The sequence below is a fragment of the Sorangium sp. So ce145 genome (genome assembly GCF_051525985.1).
GTDB lineage: Bacteria > Myxococcota_A > Polyangia > Polyangiales > Polyangiaceae > Sorangium > Sorangium cellulosum_B.
In genome coordinates this window covers 5743942-5767030 of record NZ_CP150315.1, presented here as the reverse complement: position 1 = coordinate 5767030, position 23089 = coordinate 5743942, and the positions used below count along the sequence as shown (strand labels likewise).

Annotated in this window: 18 protein-coding genes; 5 read left to right on the top strand and 13 right to left on the bottom strand. The window is 69.8% G+C overall.

The features are described from left to right. Positions 1 to 52: 52 nt before the first annotated feature. Complete coding sequence (locus WMF34_RS21360; protein WP_012236765.1) at positions 53 to 991, bottom strand: SAM-dependent methyltransferase; 939 nt, start codon at positions 989 to 991, stop codon at positions 53 to 55. Between the two features lie 144 nt (positions 992 to 1135). Here WMF34_RS21360 and WMF34_RS21355 point away from each other — a divergent pair, with 144 nt between their 5' ends. Beyond that, a complete protein-coding gene (locus WMF34_RS21355; RefSeq protein WP_157906820.1) occupies positions 1136 to 1393 on the top strand; it encodes a hypothetical protein in 258 nt (85 codons plus the stop codon). Positions 1394 to 2047: 654 nt separating this feature from the next. Further along, the gene (locus tag WMF34_RS21350; RefSeq protein ID WP_437994656.1) at positions 2048 to 2212 is read left to right on the top strand and encodes a class I SAM-dependent methyltransferase; all 165 of its coding nucleotides are present in this window, start codon (positions 2048 to 2050) and stop codon (positions 2210 to 2212) included. Positions 2213 to 2610: 398 nt separating this feature from the next. Here the strand turns inward: WMF34_RS21350 and WMF34_RS21345 are convergent, their stop codons facing one another. The 6 genes from WMF34_RS21345 to WMF34_RS21320 form a co-directional block, all read right to left on the bottom strand. Further along, entirely contained in the window at positions 2611 to 3327 is a 717-nt protein-coding gene (locus WMF34_RS21345; protein WP_437994378.1) for a hypothetical protein, read from the bottom strand. Then, the gene (locus WMF34_RS21340; protein WP_044965434.1) at positions 3324 to 3638 is read right to left on the bottom strand and encodes a hypothetical protein; all 315 of its coding nucleotides are present in this window, start codon (positions 3636 to 3638) and stop codon (positions 3324 to 3326) included. Before WMF34_RS21340 ends, WMF34_RS21345 begins: the two co-directional genes overlap by 4 nt. A gap of 74 nt (positions 3639 to 3712) precedes the next feature. After that, positions 3713 to 3988: a hypothetical protein gene (locus WMF34_RS21335; RefSeq protein ID WP_044965432.1), complete on the bottom strand. Its 276-nt coding sequence runs from the start codon at positions 3986 to 3988 to the stop codon at positions 3713 to 3715. A gap of 439 nt (positions 3989 to 4427) precedes the next feature. Continuing rightward, a complete protein-coding gene (locus WMF34_RS21330) occupies positions 4428 to 5033 on the bottom strand; it encodes a Uma2 family endonuclease (RefSeq protein ID WP_437994377.1) in 606 nt (201 codons plus the stop codon). 588 nt (positions 5034 to 5621) lie between these two features. Then, positions 5622 to 6500, bottom strand: a complete 879-nt coding sequence (locus WMF34_RS21325; RefSeq protein WP_437994376.1) for a helix-turn-helix domain-containing protein — start codon at positions 6498 to 6500, stop codon at positions 5622 to 5624. Between the two features lie 308 nt (positions 6501 to 6808). Further along, positions 6809 to 7291: a hypothetical protein gene (locus WMF34_RS21320; RefSeq protein ID WP_437994375.1), complete on the bottom strand. Its 483-nt coding sequence runs from the start codon at positions 7289 to 7291 to the stop codon at positions 6809 to 6811. A gap of 689 nt (positions 7292 to 7980) precedes the next feature. On the opposite strand from WMF34_RS21320, the gene WMF34_RS21315 reads away from it, so the two are divergent. Both WMF34_RS21315 and WMF34_RS21310 read left to right on the top strand, forming a co-directional pair. Then, complete coding sequence (locus WMF34_RS21315) at positions 7981 to 9852, top strand: DUF4041 domain-containing protein (RefSeq protein WP_437994374.1); 1872 nt, start codon at positions 7981 to 7983, stop codon at positions 9850 to 9852. A gap of 254 nt (positions 9853 to 10106) precedes the next feature. Beyond that, positions 10107 to 10598: a nucleoside deaminase gene (locus tag WMF34_RS21310; protein ID WP_012236754.1), complete on the top strand. Its 492-nt coding sequence runs from the start codon at positions 10107 to 10109 to the stop codon at positions 10596 to 10598. 23 nt (positions 10599 to 10621) lie between these two features. Here WMF34_RS21310 and WMF34_RS21305 read toward each other — a convergent pair whose 3' ends face one another. After that, entirely contained in the window at positions 10622 to 11518 is an 897-nt protein-coding gene (locus WMF34_RS21305) for a LysR family transcriptional regulator (RefSeq protein WP_012236753.1), read from the bottom strand. 64 nt (positions 11519 to 11582) lie between these two features. Between WMF34_RS21305 and WMF34_RS21300 the strand changes: the two genes are divergently transcribed. Further along, complete coding sequence (locus tag WMF34_RS21300; RefSeq protein ID WP_437994373.1) at positions 11583 to 12134, top strand: ferritin-like domain-containing protein; 552 nt, start codon at positions 11583 to 11585, stop codon at positions 12132 to 12134. Between the two features lie 8 nt (positions 12135 to 12142). On the opposite strand, the gene WMF34_RS21295 is transcribed toward WMF34_RS21300, so the two are convergent. From WMF34_RS21295 to WMF34_RS21275, 5 genes are all read right to left on the bottom strand, one after another. Continuing rightward, positions 12143 to 13312, bottom strand: a complete 1170-nt coding sequence (locus WMF34_RS21295) for an McrC family protein (protein WP_437994372.1) — start codon at positions 13310 to 13312, stop codon at positions 12143 to 12145. Between the two features lie 133 nt (positions 13313 to 13445). Continuing rightward, positions 13446 to 15797 (bottom strand): McrB family protein, encoded by a 2352-nt coding sequence (locus WMF34_RS21290; RefSeq protein WP_437994371.1) that lies wholly within the window; start codon positions 15795 to 15797, stop codon positions 13446 to 13448. 1815 nt (positions 15798 to 17612) lie between these two features. Then, positions 17613 to 19451 carry a hypothetical protein gene (locus tag WMF34_RS21285; RefSeq protein WP_012236748.1) on the bottom strand — a complete coding sequence of 613 codons (1839 nt, stop codon included), beginning with the start codon at positions 19449 to 19451 and terminating at the stop codon, positions 17613 to 17615. Further along, entirely contained in the window at positions 19448 to 20506 is a 1059-nt protein-coding gene (locus WMF34_RS21280; protein WP_012236747.1) for a hypothetical protein, read from the bottom strand. Before WMF34_RS21280 ends, WMF34_RS21285 begins: the two co-directional genes overlap by 4 nt. Continuing rightward, positions 20503 to 23040 (bottom strand): type VI secretion system Vgr family protein, encoded by a 2538-nt coding sequence (locus WMF34_RS21275; RefSeq protein ID WP_437994370.1) that lies wholly within the window; start codon positions 23038 to 23040, stop codon positions 20503 to 20505. The genes WMF34_RS21280 and WMF34_RS21275 overlap by 4 nt, the downstream gene beginning before the upstream one ends. Between the last annotated feature and the right edge of the window lie 49 nt (positions 23041 to 23089).

Below are 23089 nucleotides of genomic sequence, written 5' to 3'. Positions count from 1 at the left end.
CGGCTCGGCCATCCATCGCCTGCGCGCCGTTGCAGCGCGCGTCGTCGTGCTGCTACGCAGCGGCCAGCGGCTTCGTCGCGGAGATCAGCACGTATTCGAGCCCGCGCTCGGGGTGCTTCCCCTCGAGCGTCACCTGCGCGCCCTTCAAGGTCAGCGCACGAGAGAACGCGGGCAACCGGCGCTTGATCTCGTCATCCTGGACGCGCTTCACGATGTAGCGCGAGAACGGCATGACGACATCGTCGTGGATGACCGTGATCTCCACGTCCTGGAATCCGATGCGGGTCATCATGTCCCGCAGGACGTGGCGGCTGACCATGTTCTCCTTGCAGATCTGCTGCAGCGACCTCACCATGAAGTGGGAGAGCTTCGTGGCCACGGTGGGCGGGCCTTCGAAGGGGAATACGGTCATGTCCGCCATCGCGATGCGTCCTCCGGGGCGGAGGACACGGAACGCCTCCTCGAGGAAGCGCTCCCGTGTCTGGAAGTGGAACGCGCACTCGACCGCGAGCACCTTGTCGAACGACGCGGGCTCGAACCCGATCTCGGTCGCGGAGCCGACGCGCAAGTCGATGCGATCCGAGAGCCCGCGCTCCGCGACGCGGCGGCGCGCGATGTCCACCTGCATCTCGGTCACGTTCAGCCCGACGATCTGCCGCGGCTCGAAATGCTTCATCCAGTACATGTCCTGGTCGCCGAATCCGAACCCGACATCGAGGACGCGATCCCCGCGCGAGACCCGCGCCGTCTCCGCGACGAGCTTCGCCATCGCCTCGCACGCGGCGTCCAGGGTCTCCGGTGAATCTCTCCAGTAACCGTAGTTGAGAAACAGGCTCTTCTCGTTGAGGAGGTTGCCCGTCGACATGATCTCGTAGAGGATATGGGCGCGATTCTTCGATGGAAGTACCAGCAGCGAGAGTAGGCGAAGCTGATTATGGATCTGCGTCCGCCAGTGCGACTGGGTGCCTTGGCCCGGGAGAAATTCAGTCATTGTGCGCTCCTAATAGGGACTCTTATTCATACGCTAACTGAGACGGTGCGTCAATGTTGTGATTGCGATCGAATGAAGATACTTTATTAATCGGCTCACGCGCATTGCGTGTGGTGTGCCGCTAGAGGGCGAGTGGATGAAGCCATGATGGTGGATTCTCGGGCTCCTCGCCGTCCTTTTCTTGCTCGTCTTGTTCGACTTCTTGCTCGACGGCTTGCGGCTTCGCAAGCGAATTTCGGAATTTCAGTGCTCACCGAATCCGACGAGCCCGTGGCGCCGGATCATCGATTTGTCGTCGCTCGCGGCGTCGTCGTTGATGAGGCCACGCGGCGCGCCGCGAGCGCCCATGTGCGGCGCAAAGGGCTCGCGGTCCTCGACCTCGTCCCCGGCCGAGCTTCCTGAGGGGACACTCGCCGGAACAACGGCGAAACCCGAGTCAGATCGTGGGAACAAACGAGGCGGAGCACGAGAGCGCCGCCACAGATCCGCCACCACGCCGAAGGGGTGGATCTCCGGTCTGAGTGGAATTCCTCCGTGCCGGCATCGACATGGATCACAGGCGTATCCGCGACATCTGGCGTACCGGTTTCTGCTGCCAGCGCCACAGGGCCGGTCGGTTCGGTACAGCATTTCGATCGCCCCGCTCAGGAGGGGTGAGGTCGATCCCGTGGCCGTCGAGCGTCAGGACGCTGCCAGGATTCAGGAGAGAGCAGTGACGGATTTTCACGAGGAATCCTACGAAGCTTTGAGGCGTCTCGGCAGTCTCCTGCTCCTCAAGGCACACCAAGGAATGGGCGTGCTCAGAGCGCCTGGCGAAAGCTACACGAAGGAGCATCTCCTAGAGCTCTTGGCGCTCGTGCCCTCCTAATCGCCGTCTTTACGACGCGCTCCTCGGCATCCTCGTGGATGCCGGGTTCATCGAGCTGCGCGGGGAGCGTCTCGTCACCTCCATAGCCCTGGCGTCGGCCGAACTGCGCCACGAGTTGGAGGACATCACACTACGGTCTTCAGACCTACGGCGGCCGCTACCCGTTCGTCGAGTTCAAGGTCCTCGACATCGAGAAGGACGCGCGACGGTGGGGGGGCGCCGGCGGGCGGTTCGACCTCGCGCTCGCCACGAACGTTCTCCACGCCACGAGGAGTATCCCCCGGACGCTGAGGAACGCGAAGGCTCTGCTGAAGGAGAACGGGTGGCTCGTCTTGAACGAGGTCACACGGTAGCAGGAGTTCGCGACGCTGACCTTCGGGCTCCTGGAGGGCTGGTGGCGGTTCGAGGACGAAGAGAACCGGCTCGCAGGGTCGCCCCTGGTCGGTCTGGACCAGTGGCAGCGCTTGCTCTTGGCCGAGGGGTTCCGGCGCGCCTTGGTGGTCGGTGGTCCGGGCGACCGCGGGCGCCCCTCGTCCCAGAACGTGATCGTGGCCGAGAGCGACGGCGTGATCCTCGTGACCGCCGACAACGGCGCACCGCGAGCCCCCGCGTGGCCTTTGGACGCCGCGCCGGGGCCCGCTCCAGCGAAGCAGCCAACCCATCCGCCGGCGCGTCCCGTCAGCGCAGCGACGTTCATCGAGGACACCGTGCGCGGGGTGATCGCGCGCACGCCGTGGGCGCGGGAGGCGATCTACGGTGACGCGCCCGCGTGGGGACCTCGTGGCCCGCGCGGCGAGCACGGACCGGGCAATTCGACGCGGTCGGGTGAAGACGGCGCTGACGGCGCAGGCTTGCCTGCCATGGCCCAGAACAGTTGGAGCGCGGCCTCTTGCACGTCCTCCGGCCAGTCGGTCTTCCGGATCTCTCGTTCAACCCGCTCCCGCAGACCATGCACCACGTAGCGACCGAGCATCACGCCGAACTCTTTCTGCGCGGCGGCGGGGAGGAGGTTCAGCGGTCTGGTGTGCGTGTCTTCACTGGAGCGTGGTGCCTCTGGCCGCTGCTGCGCCGCCTGCTGTCGCGCGGGAGGTCGCAGGGGCGGCTCGGTGCTCTGCGCAGCCCGGCCCTTGTTGCTCACCGGCGTCGCCCGGTTGGCAGCATGTGTCGACGGATCGACGCCCCAGGCACGCAAGTGGTCGGCATGGGTGAACGTGCCGTCAAGCATCGGCCGGCACCGCAGCGCCATCTCGCTGGTCGTTTGCGAGACCTCCTGAATGCTGGGCGGCACGGGCTTCCCGCGGTATATCTCGGCGAGAAGCTCGCAGCCGTTCTCCATGCACGCGACGCAGTCCCTCAAATGCTCGTACAGCTCCTTGAATCCTGGTTCGTCGAGCGGCTCGGTGAGGGGCAGCTTGATGGAGCTGCTCGCGGCCGGCGCGTACTGGGTGAGGCTCGGCGAACGCTTCAAGATCTCGTCGAAAAGGCGAGGTTTGTACGCTGCATTCCTTCCATGACCTCTCGCACGAACGCGGCCTCTGCGTCGCGGAAGAACGCCGAGGGCACACCTCGCGCCTCGAGATGGTGAAGAAACGTGTACTGGCCGGCGGTGATGGCGTAGCCGCGGTGCTCGACGAACCGATCGATCGCGTCGCAGATGGCAGCGCTCGACGGGTTGTTGGAACGCTTCGTCGCGCACTCGTTGTACACGTGCTCGAGAGCTGGCTCGATCTTGCACAGGTACCTACCTGCGAGATCGAACACCTCGAAGGCGCGCAGCACGTCCCCGTGCTCTCGGGCGAGCGCACTGTTCGGGGGAAAAATGGGTTGTAACTCCTTCACGAAGTTCGGAAAGGTCACCGGCCGTCGAGGAGTGCCCCGGCGCTGCCCGTGATGCGGACGAGAGAGCCGGGCCATCGCCCTCGCCATGTCCGCTGAGAGAGGCTGCCGGGCGGCGTGTTGCGCAGGGCGCGCTCAACGAGTGCGATCTGCTCCAGGGTGTCTTCGACGGCGACGTTCCATCGAGCGCGATCGACGCCTTGCCGCGTCTGCTCCGGCTCTTCGTGCACGTCCTCGTCGACGCCTCGCTTCGCCTCGCGTAGCAGCGCGGAGGCGCGAGCTCCTTGCCTCACTTGTGCGACGACTCTTGTAGGCCCGCCGCACCAACACGGACGCAGCGCCCCTGCATCTGACGCGACGCATCGCTCGCGCCACACCGCCCCGACCCGACGCCACCGGGTGATCCGGCCGCGATCGCGCCCGCCGCGATCGCGCCCTTCGCTGAGTCCGGGGTACGAGGCCTCCGCACCATCCTGTATGGTCGACGTCGGGCGCCCGAGGCGGCCGCAGGATATACGCCATTGTGGGTTGAGCTGGGCTCGCCTGGTGGGTTGGTTCCCAGCCCCCGGTGCGAGGACGGACGTCGCTGGTCCAGCGACGACGAGGCGATCGAGGCGCCTCACGCGACCACCCCCAGGGCCACCGGAAGCCGTACACCTTGCAGGCTGGCCGCGCGATCCGGCGCGTGCACCACCGGGCGTACCCCGCAGGGGACGCAATTCATTAATAATTTCAAGATCTTGGCGACGCGCTGAGCGTCGGCTCGAGGTTCAGGCAGGTGCCGCACGAAGTGCGGCAACGCGACTGGGCTTCCGGGTCTCCGAGCGCTCCTTCTCCGGATTCAGGACCGAGCAGCTCTACCTCGCTCCGGAGCGCGTCGAGCTCGAGCGAGAGTCCCTCCAGGCCGGGAATACTGCCGACGATCCCGTCGGCCGCCGAGCGCGCGTGCACGTAGCGGCGGTCGGTTCCCAGCTCGAGGAGCTCGAGCGTCCTTTCCTGCGGGTCGATGATCCAATACCAGCGCACCCCGAAAGACGCGTACTCGTGGAGCTTCTGGACACGGTCGCGTCGCGCGTCCCGCGGGGTAAGAGAGACCACCTCGACCATGATGTCTGGCGGAGCGTGGAGCGTTCCGCGCCGAGGTGGCTTGCGGCTCCGAGGCATGTACGCAGAGGCGTCGGGCTTCCGGCCAGAGACAGCGCTCACCGCGTACTTCGCTTCGGAGCCCAGCACGAGCCCGCCCTGCGGGATGAGCCAGCCCCGAGCACCCTGAGCACCGAGGCCACTAGACAACGGACATGTAGGACCTTGTTGCGGCTGGGTTCGTCCGCGGCGCACGGGATACTACCAGCAACCGCGGGCGACACATTGCTTGTCCGGCGAGTTTACGAGGCCAGCACGAGAACGGCAATCGATACCCAGGCTCGGCCACGGTCGAAACGTGGCGTCCGTGCTTTTGACCGCGAGACGGTCGTCTCGTTGTCAGGCATCGCGCGATACCTGATTCGGCCGAGGTCTTGAACACCTAACATTACCCCGCTGATGCCGCTCGTCTGCCCGCTCGCTTGAGCGATGCGGAACGTGCGGTCGACCCAAGGCGAGCGAGGCGGAGCGCAAGGCGCGAACTCACGCGGAGATCAAGGCGGAGACCGACGCGATGCTGCGAGCGGAGGCGAGCTGCTTCGCGAGGAGGAGGTAGCGGCCGGGCGGCGCTCGATCTGGCGATGGAAGAGCGGGACAGGCATCGGTGATGCGGGGCGCGGCGAAACGGCATTCCATCAGGACTGCCGAAGGAGCGACAGCACCCACGGAACTTTCGCCCTCACCCCGTCGATGCAGGTGGGCATGGCCCCCTCTTCCTCGACAGGAGGAGGTTCTGGGCTCGATTCAACGCGCCGCGACGATCTCGTGCGTGAGTGGAATCTTCTACTCCGCGAGCGCGGCGTCGGCGGTCTGTTCCATCTCCGCAGGGCTGGTGGGCCTCGCAGCTTTCACGCGCTTGAAGGGCCGGATCCCGCCGGACGAGACGAGGCTGTACTCGGCGCCCCTCGCTGTCCCGGCTCTCGCCACGCGGCCGCGAGCGACGAGCGCGCGAAGCGCGACGTACACGCTCCCGTTCGGTAGCCCGCTGCGCGTGGCGATCTCCGTCGCCGTCCCTCGCACGAGGGATCGAACGGTTTCGAGCACCACAGCCTCCCGATCGCTCGTCGAGGCCCCCGTCGCGGTCATCGTGCCAGCCGTGGTTCGGTCCGCGCCGGATGCCGGTGCCGAGGTCCTCCTCGTGGACGGTGCCGTCGTCGAGGAGCTTGACGCTCCCGAGAGCGCGCCCTGCTTCGAGAGCGCGCCCTGCTTCCCGCTCCTCGTGGGCTTCGCCACGCTCCTCGTGGGCTTCGCTACGCTCCTCGTGGGCTTCGCCACGCTCCTCGTGGGCTTCGCCACGCTCCTCGTGGGCTTCGCCACGCTCCTCGTGGGCTTCGCCACGCTCCTTTGGGCGTGCGCGGGCCGCTTCCGGGGCTTCGGACCGCGCTCCGAGGAGGCGTTCGCCGCTGGCCGTCCCAGATCGGCCAGCATCGTCGTCACAGTCCGGTGCGCTGCGGCGCGGTGCTCGTCCTGAACTCGTTCGACCAGGCTCAGGATGTCCTTTACAAAGCGGTCCACCCGCTCCTTGATCGCGTCTGAGGCGTTCATGGGGAGCGCCGTAGTAGCACGAACGCTCCGACAGTCGAGAGCTTGCAAGCAAGCTGGGCCAGTCTGGGCGACCGGGTGGTCGACTACGTGCGCGAGGAGCCGGATCCCGAAGACCATCCGCGCACGCCGCGCCGGCATGCCTTCGGCAACGTCGAGCGCGCGCTCGGGTCAGGCCCCGCCGAGCGGACTCGCCAGGCGCGCGGGGACAAGCGTCCGGTCGAATGCCGCTGCCGCGCGCCTCCCGGCACCCGCTCACGCCATGCAGGCGAAGGGAGCCGGGAGGGCCTTCCCGGCATCCTCGGGGTGGCGGTCAGCATCGAGCGCAGGCGACCGATGCGCCTCTTCGCCTCGGCCGCCGTTCAGCGGACCTGGTGTCTTCTCCCCCGGACGCTCGCTCCCCGCTGCGGCGATCCAGCGAGGCGACGTCACTGACACGCGTTCGGCGCGGCGGTGCAGTTGCCGAGCGCCGCGCACACATAGGAGCGCGCGCACGTCTTGGCGTCATCCTGAGAGTACGCCACGACGTGCTGGGTCGACCTCCCGAAGGGACTGGTGACGCATATCGCGTGCGTTCGCGCCACCCCCGCCGGGGCGAGCTGAACCCCCTGGAGCACGGCCCTCGCGGCGGCGCATCCCAGCGCCTCCACTTCCGAGTCCGCGAAGACCACGAGCCCGCGGCCCGCGCAGCGCGTGTCCGACGATGCGGTGTTGAACGTATAGGTGTTTGCCCCACGGCAATCGGCGAAGCTCGGTTCGCGCGTCTGGGTAGGGCCGCCGCGAACCCCGCTGGCATCGCTTCGTCCGTCCTCGGCGGAGCTGCCGCCGGCCGAAGGCGATCCGCTCGTGGGGGTGATGGTGAACAGCAAGAAGGCACCCCAGCCATGCAGCGCCGTTTCGAGCGATCTCATGGATTTTCTCTTATCATAACCGCCCGACCGAGCTCGCTCAAAAGATGAGTGCTGGCAGGTAGCACGTTGGTCAGCACTACTCGTCGTTCTACCATGATCCGCCTCGCTACGAGCCCGATCGGTAGTGCGACATGAAGACGGACGCCTTCCAGAGCCCCGCAGTCAAGGAGCGGCGGTCTGGCGCGTTCGGGCTCGGCCATCATCTCTGCCCTGGCCGGACGCCCGCCTACACGAGGTTGGGAATTCCGTTCACCGTGCTCCTGCGCGACTTCCGGATCGGAGCGGTATTGCCGCTTCGGCGACAAGGCCGAAGCGCCGCTGCCGCTGTGAGCTCGGCCTGAACGGGCCGCAAGGCCTGCCGAGCGCTGCGGAGCGGAGCTCGACCTCGTCGAGCACGACGTACCGCGAGTCGGTCACGCCCCCGTGGAAGAAGCCTCTTGTCGCGGGCCTCCAAGTACTCGAGGCGCTGTACGGCGGACCAAGCTCGCCCACCTCTTCGCACCGGTGCGCGAGATGCCATGACGCGCGGCGTTGGCTCATGCGTTGCCCTGGATGGTGCGTAGAGGTAGGGAGAACTCTGCCCAGGAGGAAACGCTTTCATCGCGATGACACACCCGGTACGTTGATGGTAGCGAGGGGGTCTACGATCGTGCCTGGCAGGTCTCGCCCTCGAAGGAGTGTGCTCGACCATGGAACACCTGCTGGGAGCCCTGCTCGGTCTCACGCTCATCGTGATCGCCGTGCTCGTCGTATGGCTGATGAGGCTGCGGGCCGAGAAGAAAAAGCTCGACGGAGCCCGCGAGGCTGCCGAGCGGATGAAGGCCGAACGAGAGCAGGCTCTCTTGGGTCTCCAGGAGCGGCATGATCGCGTCTTCTCGGAACTCGCGCGGCTCCAGCAGACGCATGCGGCCATGATCAACCGCTTCCAAGGCATCGTCGATGTCGAGTCAGAGCGACAGCGTGTGCTTGCTCAGCTCGAGGCAGACCGGTCACGCCTGCAAAGGGAGCTCGAGCGCAGCACAGCCGAGTGGGGGCAAGCTCTGCGAGATCTGCAGGGGCAACATCTGACCGCGGGCACAGAGCTGGAAAAGCTCCGCCAGGGCCACGCTGTCCTCAACCATGCTTATGCCGCCCTCGCCACCGCCGAGAGGGAGAAGCGGAACGCCGTCGAGCATCTCGCCTCACAACAGGTGCAGCTGCAGAACGAGCTTCAAACCGTGAGCGAGCGCCTCGGCCGCATCGCCGCGACGGAGCAGGAGAAGCAGCGCGCCGTCGCTCAGCTCGATGCCGAGCGGGCGCGTCTGCACGGTGAGGTCACGCAGGCCAGGGCGCAGTGGGATCAGACATTGCAGGGACTCCAGGGCCAGTTCCATCAGGGCACGGCGGACCTGACGTCGCTGCAGGCCAGCGTCGCGAAGCTCCGTGCCGAACACAGCGCGCTCGACGAGGAATCGAACCTCCGGTCCTTCGGCTTCTACCGGCCGCGGTACGATTTCTCGTCGTCGGAGCACTACCAGAGCAAGCTCGAGCACATTCGGGATCGTCAGAAGCAGATGCTCAAGGACAAGTCAGCCGCCACGTGCAGCACCGTGTGGACGGTCGACGGGAGCGTCACGGAAGGGCGGAGGCAGATCAACCAGACCCTCAAGCTCATCGTGCGCGCGTTCAATGGCGAGTCCGACGCCGCCATCGCGAGGGTGAGCTACAAGAACGTGAACGTGATGGAGTCTCGCATCAAGAAGTCGTGGGAGGCCATCAATGGGCTCGTCGAGGTGCAGCAGTGCGAGATCGCGAAGACATACCTCGATCTCAAGCTTCAAGAGCTGTATCTTGCATTTGAGTACCAGGAGAAGGTTCAGGCCGAGAAGGAGGAGCAGCGGCGTATCCGTGAACAGATGCGCGAGGAGGAGGTCGCGCAGCGCGAGCTCGAAAAGGCGAGGCTGGAGGCGGAGCGAGAAGAGCAGCGCTACGAGGAGGCGCTGCGAAAAGCTCAAGAGGAGGTCGCGAAGGCCGCCGGCGCGAAGCAGCAGAGGCTCCAAGCCCAGATCGAGGCGCTGCAGAAGAAGCTCGACGAAGCGCACGCCAACAAGGAGCGCGCGATCTCCCGAGCGCAGATGACGCGCTCGGGGCATGTCTATGTGATCTCCAACATCGGCTCGTTCGGGGAGCACGTCTACAAGATAGGCATGACGCGGCGTCTGGATCCCTTGGATCGCGTGCAGGAGCTCGGTGATGCGTCGGTGCCGTTCACGTTCGATGTTCATGCGATGATTTACTCGGATGATGCTCCGGCGTTGGAAACTGCCCTGCATCGAGCGTTTCACGAGCGGCGTATCAACCTAATCAACGAGAAGAAGGAGTTCTTCCAGGTCGAGATCGACGAGATCGCCAGGACCGTTCGGCGAATGCACGGCGAAATCGAGATCACCCGCGTCGCAGAGGCCGAGCAGTACCGGAAGACGATTGCGATGAGGCAAGAGAGAGAGGCGGCACGGCAGGCCTCGACGCCGGCTCGCCCCGCGCCGCAGGGGCAGCCGAGCCCGGCGTATGCACCTGCCTAGCGCGTTGTCGCCCAAGGTCGCGTTAGCGGTGGCGACCTGTCGTGAACGGTGATTCCGTTTGGGCCGGACGCGTCGTGACGACGGATCGCATCCCATCGTGCGTATTCCGGCAGACGTGAGGGCTCGCTCCGTCTGTGACGAGCTGCCACGTGCTCACCCGTGAGCGCTTCGCCGTCTGCGGGGATGACAAGGAACCTCGGAGCGCGGACGTCGATGAAATCTGATACGCTCATCAACCACGAGGTCGATTTACCATGACCCATCGAGCAGACGACCCCCTGGACGCTGGCTTCATGCAGCTCGCCGTGGACGCCTCGAGCGACGCCCTGCGCGCCGGCAACATGCCGTTCGGCGCCGTGCTCGTACAGGGCGGCCAGGTGCTCCAGGTGAGCTGCAACCAGCGGCGCACGGCGAACGCAGGGGAGGGCGACTGCACCGCTCACGCCGAGGTGATGTTGATCCGCGAAGCAACGGCGGCGCACGGCCCGGAAGCGCTCGCGGGCGGCACCGTGTACGCCAGCGGGGAGCCTTGCGCCATGTGCTCGGGGGCGTTGTTCTGGGCGGGGGTGAGCCGCATCGTCTACGCTGCCAGCACGCCGGACATCATCGCGGTGCTCGGCGGGCGAGCGCTGCCGGTGCGTTGCCACGAGGTGCTGGCGAACGCCTCGCCCGCCGTGCGCGTGGACGGGCCGATCCTGCGGGAGGCCGCCGTGGCGCTGCTGCGGAGCGCCGTGGAGCGGTCGTAGCCCGCTCCGCGCCCGACAGGCCATCACCCTGCCCGCGCGGCGCCTTTGCCGATCTCCACGATCCGCGCCGCTAGCCGTTCGGCCGCCGGAGGCAGCTCGGCGCCGCGGCGGGTGACGAGCCGGTAACACACGGTGCCCAGCTCGGGCACGGGCCGCAGGATCACCCCGCGCGGGGGCGCGCAGATGCCGTTCACCACGGCGACGCCAAGGCCGAGCGCCGCGAACTGGAGCATGAGCGGCCAGCCGTCGGCCTCGATGGGCGGATCGACCTCGTGGCCGAGGCGCGCGATGGCGCGGCCGATCAAATCGCGGTGCGATCGGCCCGCCGGGGGCAGTACGAGGCGCTCGCCCGCGAGGTCCATGAGGCGCAGCGAGCGGCGGCGCGCGAGGCGGTGGCGGCGCGGCATGGCCACGCAGAGCGGCGTGCGCAGCACGTCGCGCGCAACGAGCTCGGGCGGCACGAGATCGAGCACGCCGACCGCGAGGTGTGCGTCGCCCGCGCGCACCGCCGCGCAGGCCGACGGCGCGCCCAGCGTGAGCAGGCGGAGGCTCGCCCCCTCGGCGGCGAAGCGCGTCAGGGCCGGGCCGAGCAGGTAGAGGAACGCGCCCTCGCCGGCGGCGAGCGTGACCGACTCGCGCTGCGGCTCGCCGCGCAGATCCCGCGCGAACGCCTCGGCCCGCGCGACCGCGTCGCGGGCGTGCGCGGCCACGCGCAGGCCGCGTTCGGTGAGGCGGAGCTGCTTGCCCGAGCGCTCGTAGAGCGGCGCCCCGAGCTCGTCGCCGAGCCGGCGCACCCGCTCGAAGAGCGCCGGCTGCGAGAGCCCCACGCGCCGCGCGGCGTGCGTGAAATTGAGGGTGTCGGCGAAGGCCACGAAGGCGCGGAGGAGGTCGCCGTCGAGTATCGGTCCGGCCGATGGCATATCCAATCATTCTAGTCGACGCCGATGGTCCGGTCCCCAAGATCGAACGTCGAAGGAGGCCGCCATGAACGCTTCGAATCCCGTCGTTCTCCGAGACAGCCACGCCTGGTGGGAGGCCGTGAAGAAAGATCCGGAGGCGCTCGTCGCCTGGCTCCTGGATCAATACCGCGGCGAGGCCACCGCGGCCGGCCGCATCGAGATGCTGCGCGACGCGTTCGCGGAGCCCGGGACGCGCGCGCACCGGATCCTCGGCGTCATCGCCGGGCAGGAGCGGCGTCACGCCGTCTGGGTGGGCGACCTGCTCGCCGCCCGCGGAATCGAGCCGAAGATCGGCGCGAAGCGCGAGCGTTACTGGAAGGAGACCCTCGATGTCGTCCGCGATCTCGAGACCGGGTGCGCGGTGGGCGCGCACTCCGAGCGCATGCGCCTCGAGCGCATCGAGGTCATCGCCGCCGACCCGGCGGCGCCCCCCGACGTGCGCGCGGTGTTCGAGCGCATCCTGCACGAGGAGCGCTTCCACGCGCGCGCCTTCGCGGAGCTCGCGGGCGCGGAGGCGCTGGCGGCGACGCAGGGCGCGCACGATCTCGGCCGCCGCGCGCTCGGCCTCGCGCCGTGATCCGCAGCTCACGTCGCGCGAATCCACCCCTCCGCCAGCGCGACAGCCCGGCTGCGCCCTCCTGCCGAACGCACAGCACGGCTGGCTTCGACCCACTCGACCGGCCGTAGATAGATGGGAATCGGACGCCGCCCTGGCGCGCAGAGCTCGACGGCAGTCTCCTCGGCCCGCGACGCGTCCCCGGGATACAGGGCCACGACGGGCACCGGCGGGGCGGGCTCTGCCGGGCAGAACGCAACTCCGTAGATGGACAGCTGGTAGAGAATGCCGTCACCGATCTCTTTCGCAGCCAGATCACGGTACTTGGTGTCGAGCACCATGACGACACGACCGCCTCGCGAGACGGTGAGATCCGGCCTCGGCATCGGCGCTCTCCTATCGCGCGAGTCGCTCGTGATGCGGTAGAGATCCGTGAGCGTTACCTGGGCGTCGACGGTCCCAGACTCGACGTGCTCGCGAAGAAAGCGGGCGACGAAGCGCTCGAAGAGCGTCGCCATGTTCCAGAGCAAGCCGGGGATGGGGGTGACGCCTGGGGAGAGCGCCGCGAGATCGTCCGGCATCCCGGCGCCCGACCAGAGGAGCGCCACCAGGCGATGGACAGGCTCGTAGGCGGCGGTGAGGCGTGTCCGCTCGCGCTCGACGCGCGCGAGCGTCGCTGCATCGAGCTGAACGGAGCTGCAGCGCTCTCCCCACGCCGTCTCGGCCCGGCCGAGCGCGCCGCGCAGCTCGGGCGTGAGGACCGCCTGCCTCGCGATGCGGAGCCCGGCCCGGACGACCTGGTTGTGGAGCGTGTCGCTCGTTAGCTCGTGCCAGGTGCAGGGCAGCGCCGCCTCGCTCGGCGGCCACGCGGCCGCGAGCTTGGCCATCTCCAGGCGTCCGCGCGGCGACCCGAGCCACCCGCTGTGGGCGCCGTATCCCCGGCGGAGCCCGCGCCGGAGCAGCGCGTCTGCCTCCTCGAGCAGAAGGAGAGCGAGGACGTCGACGAAGGGCGCGTCAGGCAGCAGCAGCTCGGTCGGGACGCGACGGTCTATGACGTCGAGCCCCAGTCCATAGGCGAGGATGTGCCAGAGATCCTCTGTCGCGATCTTGGGCAGGACCGTGACGCGGAGCGGTCCGAGCTGCACCACGCCAACATGGGCCCGCGCCTCGATGGCGAGCCCGTGCCGCGTTTCGCTCACCAGGAGGCGGCCGCCCTCGCGGAGAGCGCGCGCTGCGCGTTCGATGGCAGGATCTTCGAAGCTCAGCCCGACGAGCGCTTTATCCGACGCGAGCCCGCGCGGTCGCCGCTCCCACTCGGAGAGGGCGATCGACCTATCCAACCGTCGAGCCCTTCGAAGCGGCGCCGTCGGACGCGTCGTCGGCCTCGTCATCGCCCGCGCTCGCGTCGTCGCCGGTTCCCTCGATCGGCGCGACGATGGTCGGGTCCCACTCGGAGAGCGCCGTGCGGAGCTCTTCCTCCTTCTCGCCGGGGGCGAACAGATCCGTACGGATCTCGCGGGTCTTCGGATCGATGAGCCTCTCACCCACGATCGCGCGGAGCGCCTCCGGCTCGTCGTAGCAGTACTCCTGCAGGAGCGGGAGCACCTCGTGCCGCAGCACGCGCCGCAGATCGGCGAAGTCGCGGAGCGGGCCGCCGTCGCGCTGGAAGTACGAGTGCCCGATCTGGAGGTTGCGCGCGTCGCGCTTGAGGTGCTTGAGGATGCGCGCGTTGAGCGTCCGGAGCAGGGGAGCGAGGTTCACGCCGCCGGCCCACGCGCCATTGAGGACCGCCGGATCGGGGAGCAGCTCGTGAAAGCCGAAGCGCCGGCGCAGCGCCGCGTCGAGCAGCGCGATCGACCGGTCGGCGGTGTTCATGGTCGCGATGACGAAGACGTTCCGCGGGACGACGAAGGGTTGACGGGAGTACGGCAGCTCGACGGGCCCGCGACCCCGCTTGTCGGCCTCGATCAACGTCAGGAGCTCGCCGAAGATGCGCGCAGCGTCGCCTCGGTTGAACTCGTCGATGATCAAGAAATGCGGCGCGTCGGCCGCCTCTGCCGCGCGCTCGCAGATGCGCCGGAACAGCCCGGGCTGCACTTGAAACGAGAGCTGCCCGTCGGCGCGCGCCTGGGGCCGCAGCCCTTCGACGAACTCCTCGTAGCCGTACGACGCGTGGAACGTGCAGGTCCAGATCCGCTGGGCGCCCGGCGCTCCCCCGCCGAGGAGCCCGGCGCGCTCGGCCTCCGTGAGATCGAGCCACCCGCGGGCGAATGTCGCGCGCGCGGCGAGCTCCTCGGCGGCCCGCCGCGCGTGCCACGTCTTGCCGGTGCCCGGCGGGCCGTAGAGCACCACCTGGCCTTTCCTCCGGAGCTCCTCGTCGATCAGCCCGATCACGCCGGAGAGCGGCGGCAAGGGCGCTGTCTTCTCCCTGCGGTCCGGTCCGTGCGGCGGAGGCTGTGGACTCGGTGGCGTCGGATGGTGTGACAGGTGCCGGACCGCCGCGAGCAGCGGCGTCCAGTGTTCGTTCATGAGGTACACGGTCGTCTGCAGTCCCGTGCTATCGGGCGATTTGAAGGGTGTCGTGGAGCGCCACTCGACAGCGCGCGCGTGAGGGAATTTCAAGCCGTCGAGGTGCTGGTAGGGGCCCAGGACGCGCCCGATCCCGACGATCGTCTGGCCGTCCGCGGCGAGGACGTGATCGCCCTCCTGGATGCGGGCGAAGAAGCTCCAGATCTGGTTCGTCGCCTTGCCGCGCAGCTGCGGCGAATCGCCGGGGTAATGCTTGGCGTACGCCGCGCGGATCGCCTCCTTGGCGGCGTTTCCCGTGAGCCCTGCGACCACCTCCCGGAGATCGCCCAGCGCGGGCCACCCGATCGACGCCCAGCCGCCGTCCTTCATTTCCGGCCAGAAGCTCTGACCGTCCCGCGTGCCGACGCGCCACCAGCTGAACGGCGCTCCGTTCAGCTGGTTGAGCAGGTGCCAGAAGACCGTGGACGGCACGTCGCGACGACGGCGGAACTCGTGCCACGCCTCGATCAGCATCCCCACAGAGGTGTACAGGCCGCGCGCGCCAGGCTCGCGGCCCATCAGCAGGAGGTGATGCGCGTGGAATGTGGGCGAGTGGAAATCGTCGAGTCGGTCGGGGAATTGCAAGAACAGGTACTTGTGCAGAAAGGCCAGCGACGCGAGGTCCGGCGCCGCCGTCTCGATGTCCGCTTGCAGCGTCGCGTAGCCTCCCTGCGCGGGATCCTCCGGGAGCCGGGCCACCACCTCGCGCGCCCGGAGCATCTGATCCCGTTGCATCTCGGCGATCGCGACGGCCTCGGAGATCGACAGCTTCCGCTGGGCGCCGGCCTGACCGCCGTGCTCGTACCATCCGTTGTCCTCGGCGCGCTGGTAGATGCCAAATTTGAGCGCGGAGCCGCCGCGGATGCTGCCGAAGAGGCGGGTGCGGAAGTCCGCCTTGTCGCGGAACTCGAGCCAGTAACTGAGGCTGTCCAGGCTCAGACGCCCGTGCAGCTCTTCGAGCAACTGCGTGCCGGAGAGGGCGCGCAGCCGCTCGGCCGGAAAGCGCTCCTGGAAACGGGCGAGCATCGCCGGCGCGTCCACGTAGGCTGCGGCGTCGGGGTCGGCGGCGTGGGCCTGCTCGAGGCGGGCGAGAAAGGTCGTGTCGAGGATCGGCACGAGCCGAGCATACTCCAGGCGGGCTCGGATGTGCTCGGCGTCACAGGGCTGGCGTGCTTGATCGGCGGCTCATGATCTTCGCGAATTCGCGAGGAACATCACTTCGCTGGTGCGCCTCGCTTCGTCCAGTAATCATGGTAGCGCCGGTACATCTCTTGCCAGGCGCCGTGCGCCGCGGTATCACGGCCGAGCCGCTCTTTCCAGGCCGCATCGACTGCCCTCCGCGCTTGTTGGGACCGAAGCCCGTAACGCTGGAAGATGGCCTCGGCGGCCCCAGGGAATACGGCTAGCTCCGCGCACAGCGATGCGTACTGGGCCAGTGAGAGCTCTTGTAGCGGACCAGCAGGGGGAACTCTGTCCGGAGACCTCGGCAGGGGTGAAGGCGGCGGAGGCGAGCGCCTGGCGTCGGAGCTGTCGATTGCCTTGCGGAACGGCAGCACCGGGTCTCTGTCGGTCATCGAGGTCGGTGGCGCCCCCGCAGCAGCGCCATATCCATGTCTGACCTGTGTCTCAGCGGGGTGGAACGGGAGATCTGGGCGATGGGGGACGAGTGGTGCGGCGATGGTGCGGGAGAAGGCGGGCGGCGCTGGGTGCACCTCGGTCCCGGATGGCCGCGGCTCGGCTGGATCGGGTGGCATGAACGGGAATGAGTTCCTTTGCACCGAGATGGAATCTGGGTCGGCGGTGGACGGCGGAGGCGTCTCGTCCGGCGCGTCGGCGCGCGCGTCCGCCGAGGGGTACGGTCCGGACTCTCCCGCGGGGGGTGGCCGGCGCGCGGTGGCGACGATGGCGTCCATGCTCCCATGCTGCGCGCTCGCGGCGGAGGCGGTGTCCTGGAGCGCCGGGTCCTTCGGGCGCTGGGGCTCGTCGGCAAGCAGGAACGACGGGAGAGCGCGTCGCCCGGCGGGCACGGTCGCCTCGGTCCGAGGTGCAATCGCGGAAGGCGGCCTCGGAGACCCGCGCGAAGCTCCGGCGCCCGCCGGCGGCGGCTCGCCTGGCCCGCGCGGAGGACATGAAGCATTCGTGTCGAGCTCTTCCAGCGGTGCGAAGATCGCAGGGACCTCGCCGGCGCCATCGGCCGCCGGCTCCTCGTGGGGGTCGCCGGCATCGTCATCCCTCTCGGCGAACTCACCGTCGCCCGAGGGAGGTTCGATGTCCCGAAACGATGTCGGGTCCGGAGGCCCAGGGGGCGTGAGCCGCGCCGGCTCGATTCTGATCTCCGGCAGAGGGCTGTGGTCGGACGCGAGGACGCCCTGCACCTCACGCAGGAGCGCCGGCTCCGCCGCAATCCGTCGCGCCCACGCGCGGTGCAGCCGGACGAGGTCGGCGGCGTGCAGACCGAGCGGCGCCAGCATGGACAGCGGATCCGGGTGGCTGGACCAGTGGCGCGCGAAGCAGAGCCATGCGCGAAGATCCTCGGAGAGCGGCAAGACACGCCGGGCATAACGGTCCTGCGCTCGGGCGAGCCGGACGTCGTAGGCTTCATTCAGCGGTGTGCCGTCTCGGTCCAGATCGTCGGCGAGCGCCTGGGCCCACGCGGACATCGCCCGGTCGTGAGCCGCCGGCGCCACGCCCTCGTTGGCGAGCACCACGTCGAGAGGGAAACCTTCCGCGAGCCCGGCCTGGATGGCCGCAACCTGCGCCAGGGTGACTCCCAGGAGGCGCGGCTCGGCTGCCTGCTCGGACGGGGGCGTGCTCGGCTCGGCCATGAGGTCTCAGCGCTCCGGACGCCAGGCGATAGCGACCTGCAGATCGGGGAGGCGGGCGGGGAGGGGGCTCTGCGCGGCGCGGACGCCGTGCGGGCCAGCGCAAATCCTACCAGCCATGGGAGCTCCGCCGCGAGGTCACGGAGCGGGCCTCACGCGTGACCGCTCCCACGGCGTCGATCGGCGCATGTCCCCACGCCGCGAGATCGACCCTCCCCTCCACCTGCGCGCGCACGGCGAGCTCGCGCAGGCGTTGCGCCGTGCTCCAGCGGTTCAGGTCCCCCTGATCGATCTCCTCGGCCACGACCTGCGCGCTCCATGCCTTGCCGCGCCGCAGCCGCACCGTCGGATCGGGCTTCAACGCGGCGATCGCCGCGCGCCACGCCGGCCCGTCGAGCTCCGCTCCGGGGGGCACGAGCGGGCCGAACAGCGTCGCGAGCGCTTCCGCGGCCGCCTCGGCCAGCGCGTCGTCGCTCAGCGCATGCAGAAAGATCGCCCACGCCTCGGGGTGGCCGAAGCGGCCCAAGGCCGAGAGCGTCGACGGCGAGAGCGGGGCCGATCGCGCGATGCGCGCGAATGCCTCCTTGTCGCGCGCGCCGCCGGCGAGCACGAGGATCTCGAGCGCGAGCGGGCCGAGGATCTGCGCGAGCCTGCCCCCACGGACGATCTGCTCGTAGGGAGCGGTCGAGCCGCCCTCCAGCAGGGCCAGCGCCGCGAGGTACGCGACCTGCCGGTGAGGGAAGTGGAGCCAGCGCTCGAGCAGCGGGAAGAGCGGCGCCACGTCGTTGAACCGCGACCGCCCGGCCGCGCGGAGCGCCGCCTGCAGGACGACCGGGCTCGAGTCGAACAGGTGTGCGTTGAGCATCCGGGCAGGCGCAGGGTCCAGGCGTAGCGCGAGCTCCACCCCGACCGCGCGGGCGACAGGGCTCCCGTCGCGGACCAGATCCTCGGCGAGCAGGGGAAGATCGGGGCGGGGGACCACCGCGAGCGCGTCCGCCGCGCGCGCGGCGGCTGCCTCCGCGTCGGGCGGGAGGGCGTCGAGCCCCGCGCGCACGGCCTGGAGCGCGTCGGGACCTCCGATGCGCGCGAGGGCGAACACGGCCGCGTAGGTCACGTAGCCCCGCGCGTCCTCGGCCTCTCCCAGCCACGCCGACAGGAGGGTCCGGATGGGATCGCCCGACGTGACGAGGATCGCGTCGCTCGCGGCGAGCATGTCGCGCTCGCACCCTGCGCGCTCCGAGAAGGGCCCGTCGTCGCGCAAGCGCGCGGCGGCTCCCAGGCGATCCAGGGCGTCGCGCACGACGCGCGCATGGAGGTCGGACGACGCCGCAGGCCGGAACGCCGGGTCGATCCTCACCGGAGGAGGATCGGGCCGAGGCGCGTCCTCGCGGGGATGATCGGGCGCCTGCCGGGGCGGCGGCGGGGGTACGTCGAGGGGCTCCGCCTGCGCCTCGTGCCCCTCGTCGTCGAGCCGAGCGCCTCCCGGCGAGGCGTCCGCGCCGGGCGCAGGTGGGGCCCCCGCCTCGTCCTCTCCCGCCGCCTCGCTCGCAGCAGGACGCCATGGCCGCGCGAAGGGCTCGCGCTTCATCGCGACCACCGTGGGAAACGACGTGGTGAGGGCCGTGAGGCCCTCGGCCTCGGCGGGCCCCGGCGCCCCGGCCAGCCTGTCGCTCGCCATGGCGTCGAGCGCCGCGGCGTGGGCGCGACCCAGCGCGTCCTGGAGCTCGCCGAGCTCGCCGACCTCGACCGCCTCGAGCAGCGCGGGCACGACCGCCCGCTGCAGCACTTCGGCGAGCGCCGCCGCGGAGGGCGATGGCCGAGCCGCCTCGGCGCGCGCCGCGGCGACATGCGTCGCCATGAGCTCGCAGCGCGGACCGATCGTCATCGCGATCGCCGCTTGCTCGGCCTCGGCGAGCGCCGACCGGAGTCGAGCCCAGGGGTCGCTCATGCGTCCCCCAGGGCAGCGCTCGCCGCCCCGCGCGTCCCGTCCGCGGAGATCGCCCACGCGAGGAAGGGCTCGCGCGCCGGAGCGGGGCACGGGGGGCGCGGCGGCGGGGCGTGGCCCCCGGCCGTGTACGTCGGCTCGATCGACGGGGCTCCGGCGATCCGTAGGCGCTCGAGCGCATAGACCAGGCTCGCCGCCCCCGAGCACGCGCCGACGGCGCCGATCCATCCCTCCAGGCAGTCGTGCTGGCAGTCCCAGAAGCGATCCGCGAGGCGGGCGGCCGCCGCGTGGAAATCCTCCATCCGCAGGCCGCCGTGGCCGTCCTGCCCCGCGGCGTAGAAGAGGCGCGGCGGCGCGACCTGCCGGAGCAAGGCGGTCATCTCGGTCGCGTCCACGGGCTCGTCATTGCCGTCGGTCGCGGCGCCGACGATCGTGGCCGAGGACAACACGGCGCCGAGCGCGCGCAGCCGCAGCGTGCGAGCGAGCTGGGGGGGGACCACCAGGAGCGCGGCGCCCGCCTCCGAGGGGATCGGCGGCGCCGGCTCCCATCGGGTCCTCGGGTGCTCGACGAGGTGGGTCAGGCAGCGGAGCGACACGAAGCTGTCCGCCGCGACGACGGCGGCGGGCGCGTCGGGCCCGCGCCCTCCCGAGAGGAGCGCGCCGAGGGCCGCGAAGGTGCCGGCTTCCCCCGAGTACGTCCGGATGTCCGTCGGCCTGTGCTCCTCGTCGAGCGCGCGCTCCACGCGCTGGAGGGCCGCCCTGTCGACCCCGGGGCGAGGCGCGGGCAGGACCAGATGGAGCGCCCACCGCACGCCCTCCGGCAGGAGCGGCGCGATGGCCCGCTGCAGGGACGCGCTCGCGAGCCAGGCGATCCGCTGCTCCACCGGCAGCGCAGGATCGAGGAAGGCGCAGCTGTACACGCGGAGCCGCTTGTCGTCGGCGAGGAGGAAGGGCGAGGCGGACGGCGCCGGCACACCCGCATGGCGGAACACGACGTGCTCCCTGGGGGTGAAACCGAACGGCGAGACAAGGCCGGTCCCGACGATGGACAGGCTCATGAGTGCCCCGTGTCCTTCTTCTGGTTCGTCTTGCCCTTGAACTTGATCGTGCCCGCGTCGAGCAGGAGGCCGTCGGATGCGGAGGTGACCGTCGAGCCCCCCACCACGAAGGTCACCTTGGACGCGGTGAGCTTGAGCGGCCCGCCCACGGTCAGCTTGAGCGCGCCCCCGGCCTTGATGTTGTGCTTTCCCGACGCCTTGCTCTTCAACGATCCAGCCACCGTGGTGGTGATGGGCCCGGTGATGTCGCGGGTGATGTCCCCCGACGTCTCGATGCGGAGGCTGCCCAGCGTCTCGTTCGACGCGCCGAGCGTCCGGGCGCCCGCCTGGCCTGCCTTGATGTGGTGGCTCCCGCCGACCAGGAAGGTGGACGCTCCGATCGTCGACCAGGACACCGTACCAGGCGTGGTCATCTGCACGGCGGCCCCCACCAGCTCGGTCGCCACGCCGCGCACGGTCGTGTTGCGGTGCCCCGGGCCGGGGCCCGCGGGGCCTCCGGTGTCGCTGGCCGCGGTCGCGCCGCCGCCCGCCGCGCTCGGCCCCCCCGGGCCGGCGCGCTCGGCCCACGGCGCGGGCGAGAGCTCCGAGAGCGCGCCGAGGAGCTGCCCGCCCCCGGGCACGAAGCGCTCCGCCACCCTGCTCGCGCCGGCGGTCCCGACCGCCTGCACCGCGCCGGACAGGCCCCCTGCCTGGTAACCACGGTAGCCTGCCTCGCCGAGCTGGTAGGCCGTGGCGAGGGCGCCGCCGACCGCGCCGAGCGCGCCCGCTCCCTGCAACGCCGCAGCCTTCGCCAGGTTGAGCGCGCCGGTCACGGGGTTGCCCACCTTCTCGAGGCACGCGCCGCCGACCACCACCGTCTCGCTCCCCACCCCGACGGCCATGTTCCCCTTCACGTAGATCTTCTGGGTCGCCCCGACCAATGCAGACTGGGAGCCCACGGTGTTGGAGTAGCCCTGGGTCACCGAGATATCCTCGTTCGCGCCGACGATCCGCGATTGCGAGGCCTCGATGGTGAGGGCCTCGTTCTTCACCGTCTGCGTCACCATGTTGTTGCCCACCGAGGCGCTCTTGCCGAAGCCCGCCGCGAAGGAGATGTTCTGCCTCCCCGCCGCGTCGTCGAAGCGGATCTGGTTCTGCCGGCCGCCGCCCGGCGAGCTCGACGTGCCGAGCACCGTGACGGTCTTGTTGGCGGGGAGCGCGTAGGGAGGCGGCTGCTTCGCGTTGTAGGCCCGGCCGAGGATGTACGGGCGATCCGGGTCGCCGTCCTCGAACGCCACGAGGACTTCCCAGCCCACGCGCGGCAGCACCATCGCGCCCGGCGTGTTGGGCTGCATCACGCGGATCGGCAGGCTGCTCTTTTCATCAGCGCCCGGGCTGAGGTCCCAGTGGAATTTGACCCGGACACGGCCCTGCGCGTCGACGTGGATCTCCTCGCCCGCGGCGCCCGTCACCCATGCGGAGTGGATGCCGTGAATGCGCGGCCGCGGCGTGATCCTGGGGAGCCGGTAGGGGGTCGCCCGGGGGATCGCCTCGACCTCCATGGAGTGGTTCGACTCCCGGAACTGGTGGCGCACGGCCACCACGAAATACTCGCCCTCGGGCTGCGCCGTGCCCGAGAGGTCGATGGCGGCGAGCGTGACCCCGAGGCCCGGCGCGAGGGCGAGCGCCGTCGTCTCGAAGGTCCACACCTCCGCGTTGGCCCGGAGGCCCTCCAGGCGGGTCCTGGCGCGCGTGTTCCCGGCGTCCGGATCAAGGAAGCGCCCCGGCGCCTCGTAGACCTCGACCTCCTGCTGCTCGGCGGGGCGCCCGGCGGTCGCGACCGCCTCGAGCTTGAACCGGGGGTTCTGCTGCTTGTAGTCGCGCAGGGTGACCTTGCCGACGCGGCGGCGGTGGGAGACGCGCGGGTTGCTCGCCGTCGCCACGGGGCGCGACTCGCCCGCGGCGTCGGTCACGGGCAGCGCCTCGCCGAGGGCGTCGTCCGCCGTCGTGGACGAGTCCTCGAGCACGACGCGCTCCTCGTCGTTCTCGACGAGGAAGCGGAAGTACAGGCCCTCTTCCTCGCACAGCCGCCGTACGAAGGCGGCGTCGGTCTCGGCGTACTGCACGATGTACTCGCGCGGCGAGTACGAGCCGCTGAGGTGGAGCTCGACCGGCAGCGTCGAGCTCGTGGCGTCGGCGATGACCTGCTTCACCACGTCGGGCACGGAGAGCTGCTGGAAGATGCGGGGGCGCTGGCGGAGCTCGAGGAGCGCGAGCGTCGAGCGCACGACGATCCGGTAGCGGCGGGCGAGCCCCGGCTGGCTCGTGGCGATGGCGGTGAACGAGACGACGGTGCCGGCGATCGAGCGCGCGCCGATCGGGCTCGCCAGCGTGGTGAGGCAGGCCTTGCCGAGCACCGCCGCGGGCTCGACCGGGGTCGTGGACAGCGCCTCGATGTCGAGCTCGGTCGGCTCTCCGAGCCGCTCGCGGCCGACGAGCGCGCGCACGTCGAAGAGAATGCCGTCCTCGGAGAAAACCAGCGTCGCCGTGGCCATGATGCTCGTCCTCGAAGGCCATCGCCAGGGGGCGGGGGCCTCGTCCTGC

Coding starts and splice junctions, on each gene's coding strand:
- WMF34_RS21360 (WP_012236765.1), bottom strand. CDS start 991: ATGACTGAATTTCTCCCGGGCCAAGGCACCCAGTCGCACTGGCGGACG.
- WMF34_RS21355 (WP_157906820.1), top strand. CDS start 1,136: ATGATGGTGGATTCTCGGGCTCCTCGCCGTCCTTTTCTTGCTCGTCTT.
- WMF34_RS21325 (WP_437994376.1), bottom strand. CDS start 6,500: ATGGTCTTCGGGATCCGGCTCCTCGCGCACGTAGTCGACCACCCGGTC.
- WMF34_RS21320 (WP_437994375.1), bottom strand. CDS start 7,291: ATGAGATCGCTCGAAACGGCGCTGCATGGCTGGGGTGCCTTCTTGCTG.
- WMF34_RS21315 (WP_437994374.1), top strand. CDS start 7,981: ATGGAACACCTGCTGGGAGCCCTGCTCGGTCTCACGCTCATCGTGATC.
- WMF34_RS21310 (WP_012236754.1), top strand. CDS start 10,107: ATGACCCATCGAGCAGACGACCCCCTGGACGCTGGCTTCATGCAGCTC.
- WMF34_RS21305 (WP_012236753.1), bottom strand. CDS start 11,518: ATGCCATCGGCCGGACCGATACTCGACGGCGACCTCCTCCGCGCCTTC.
- WMF34_RS21300 (WP_437994373.1), top strand. CDS start 11,583: ATGAACGCTTCGAATCCCGTCGTTCTCCGAGACAGCCACGCCTGGTGG.
- WMF34_RS21285 (WP_012236748.1), bottom strand. CDS start 19,451: ATGAGCGACCCCTGGGCTCGACTCCGGTCGGCGCTCGCCGAGGCCGAG.
- WMF34_RS21280 (WP_012236747.1), bottom strand. CDS start 20,506: ATGAGCCTGTCCATCGTCGGGACCGGCCTTGTCTCGCCGTTCGGTTTC.
- WMF34_RS21275 (WP_437994370.1), bottom strand. CDS start 23,040: ATGGCCACGGCGACGCTGGTTTTCTCCGAGGACGGCATTCTCTTCGAC.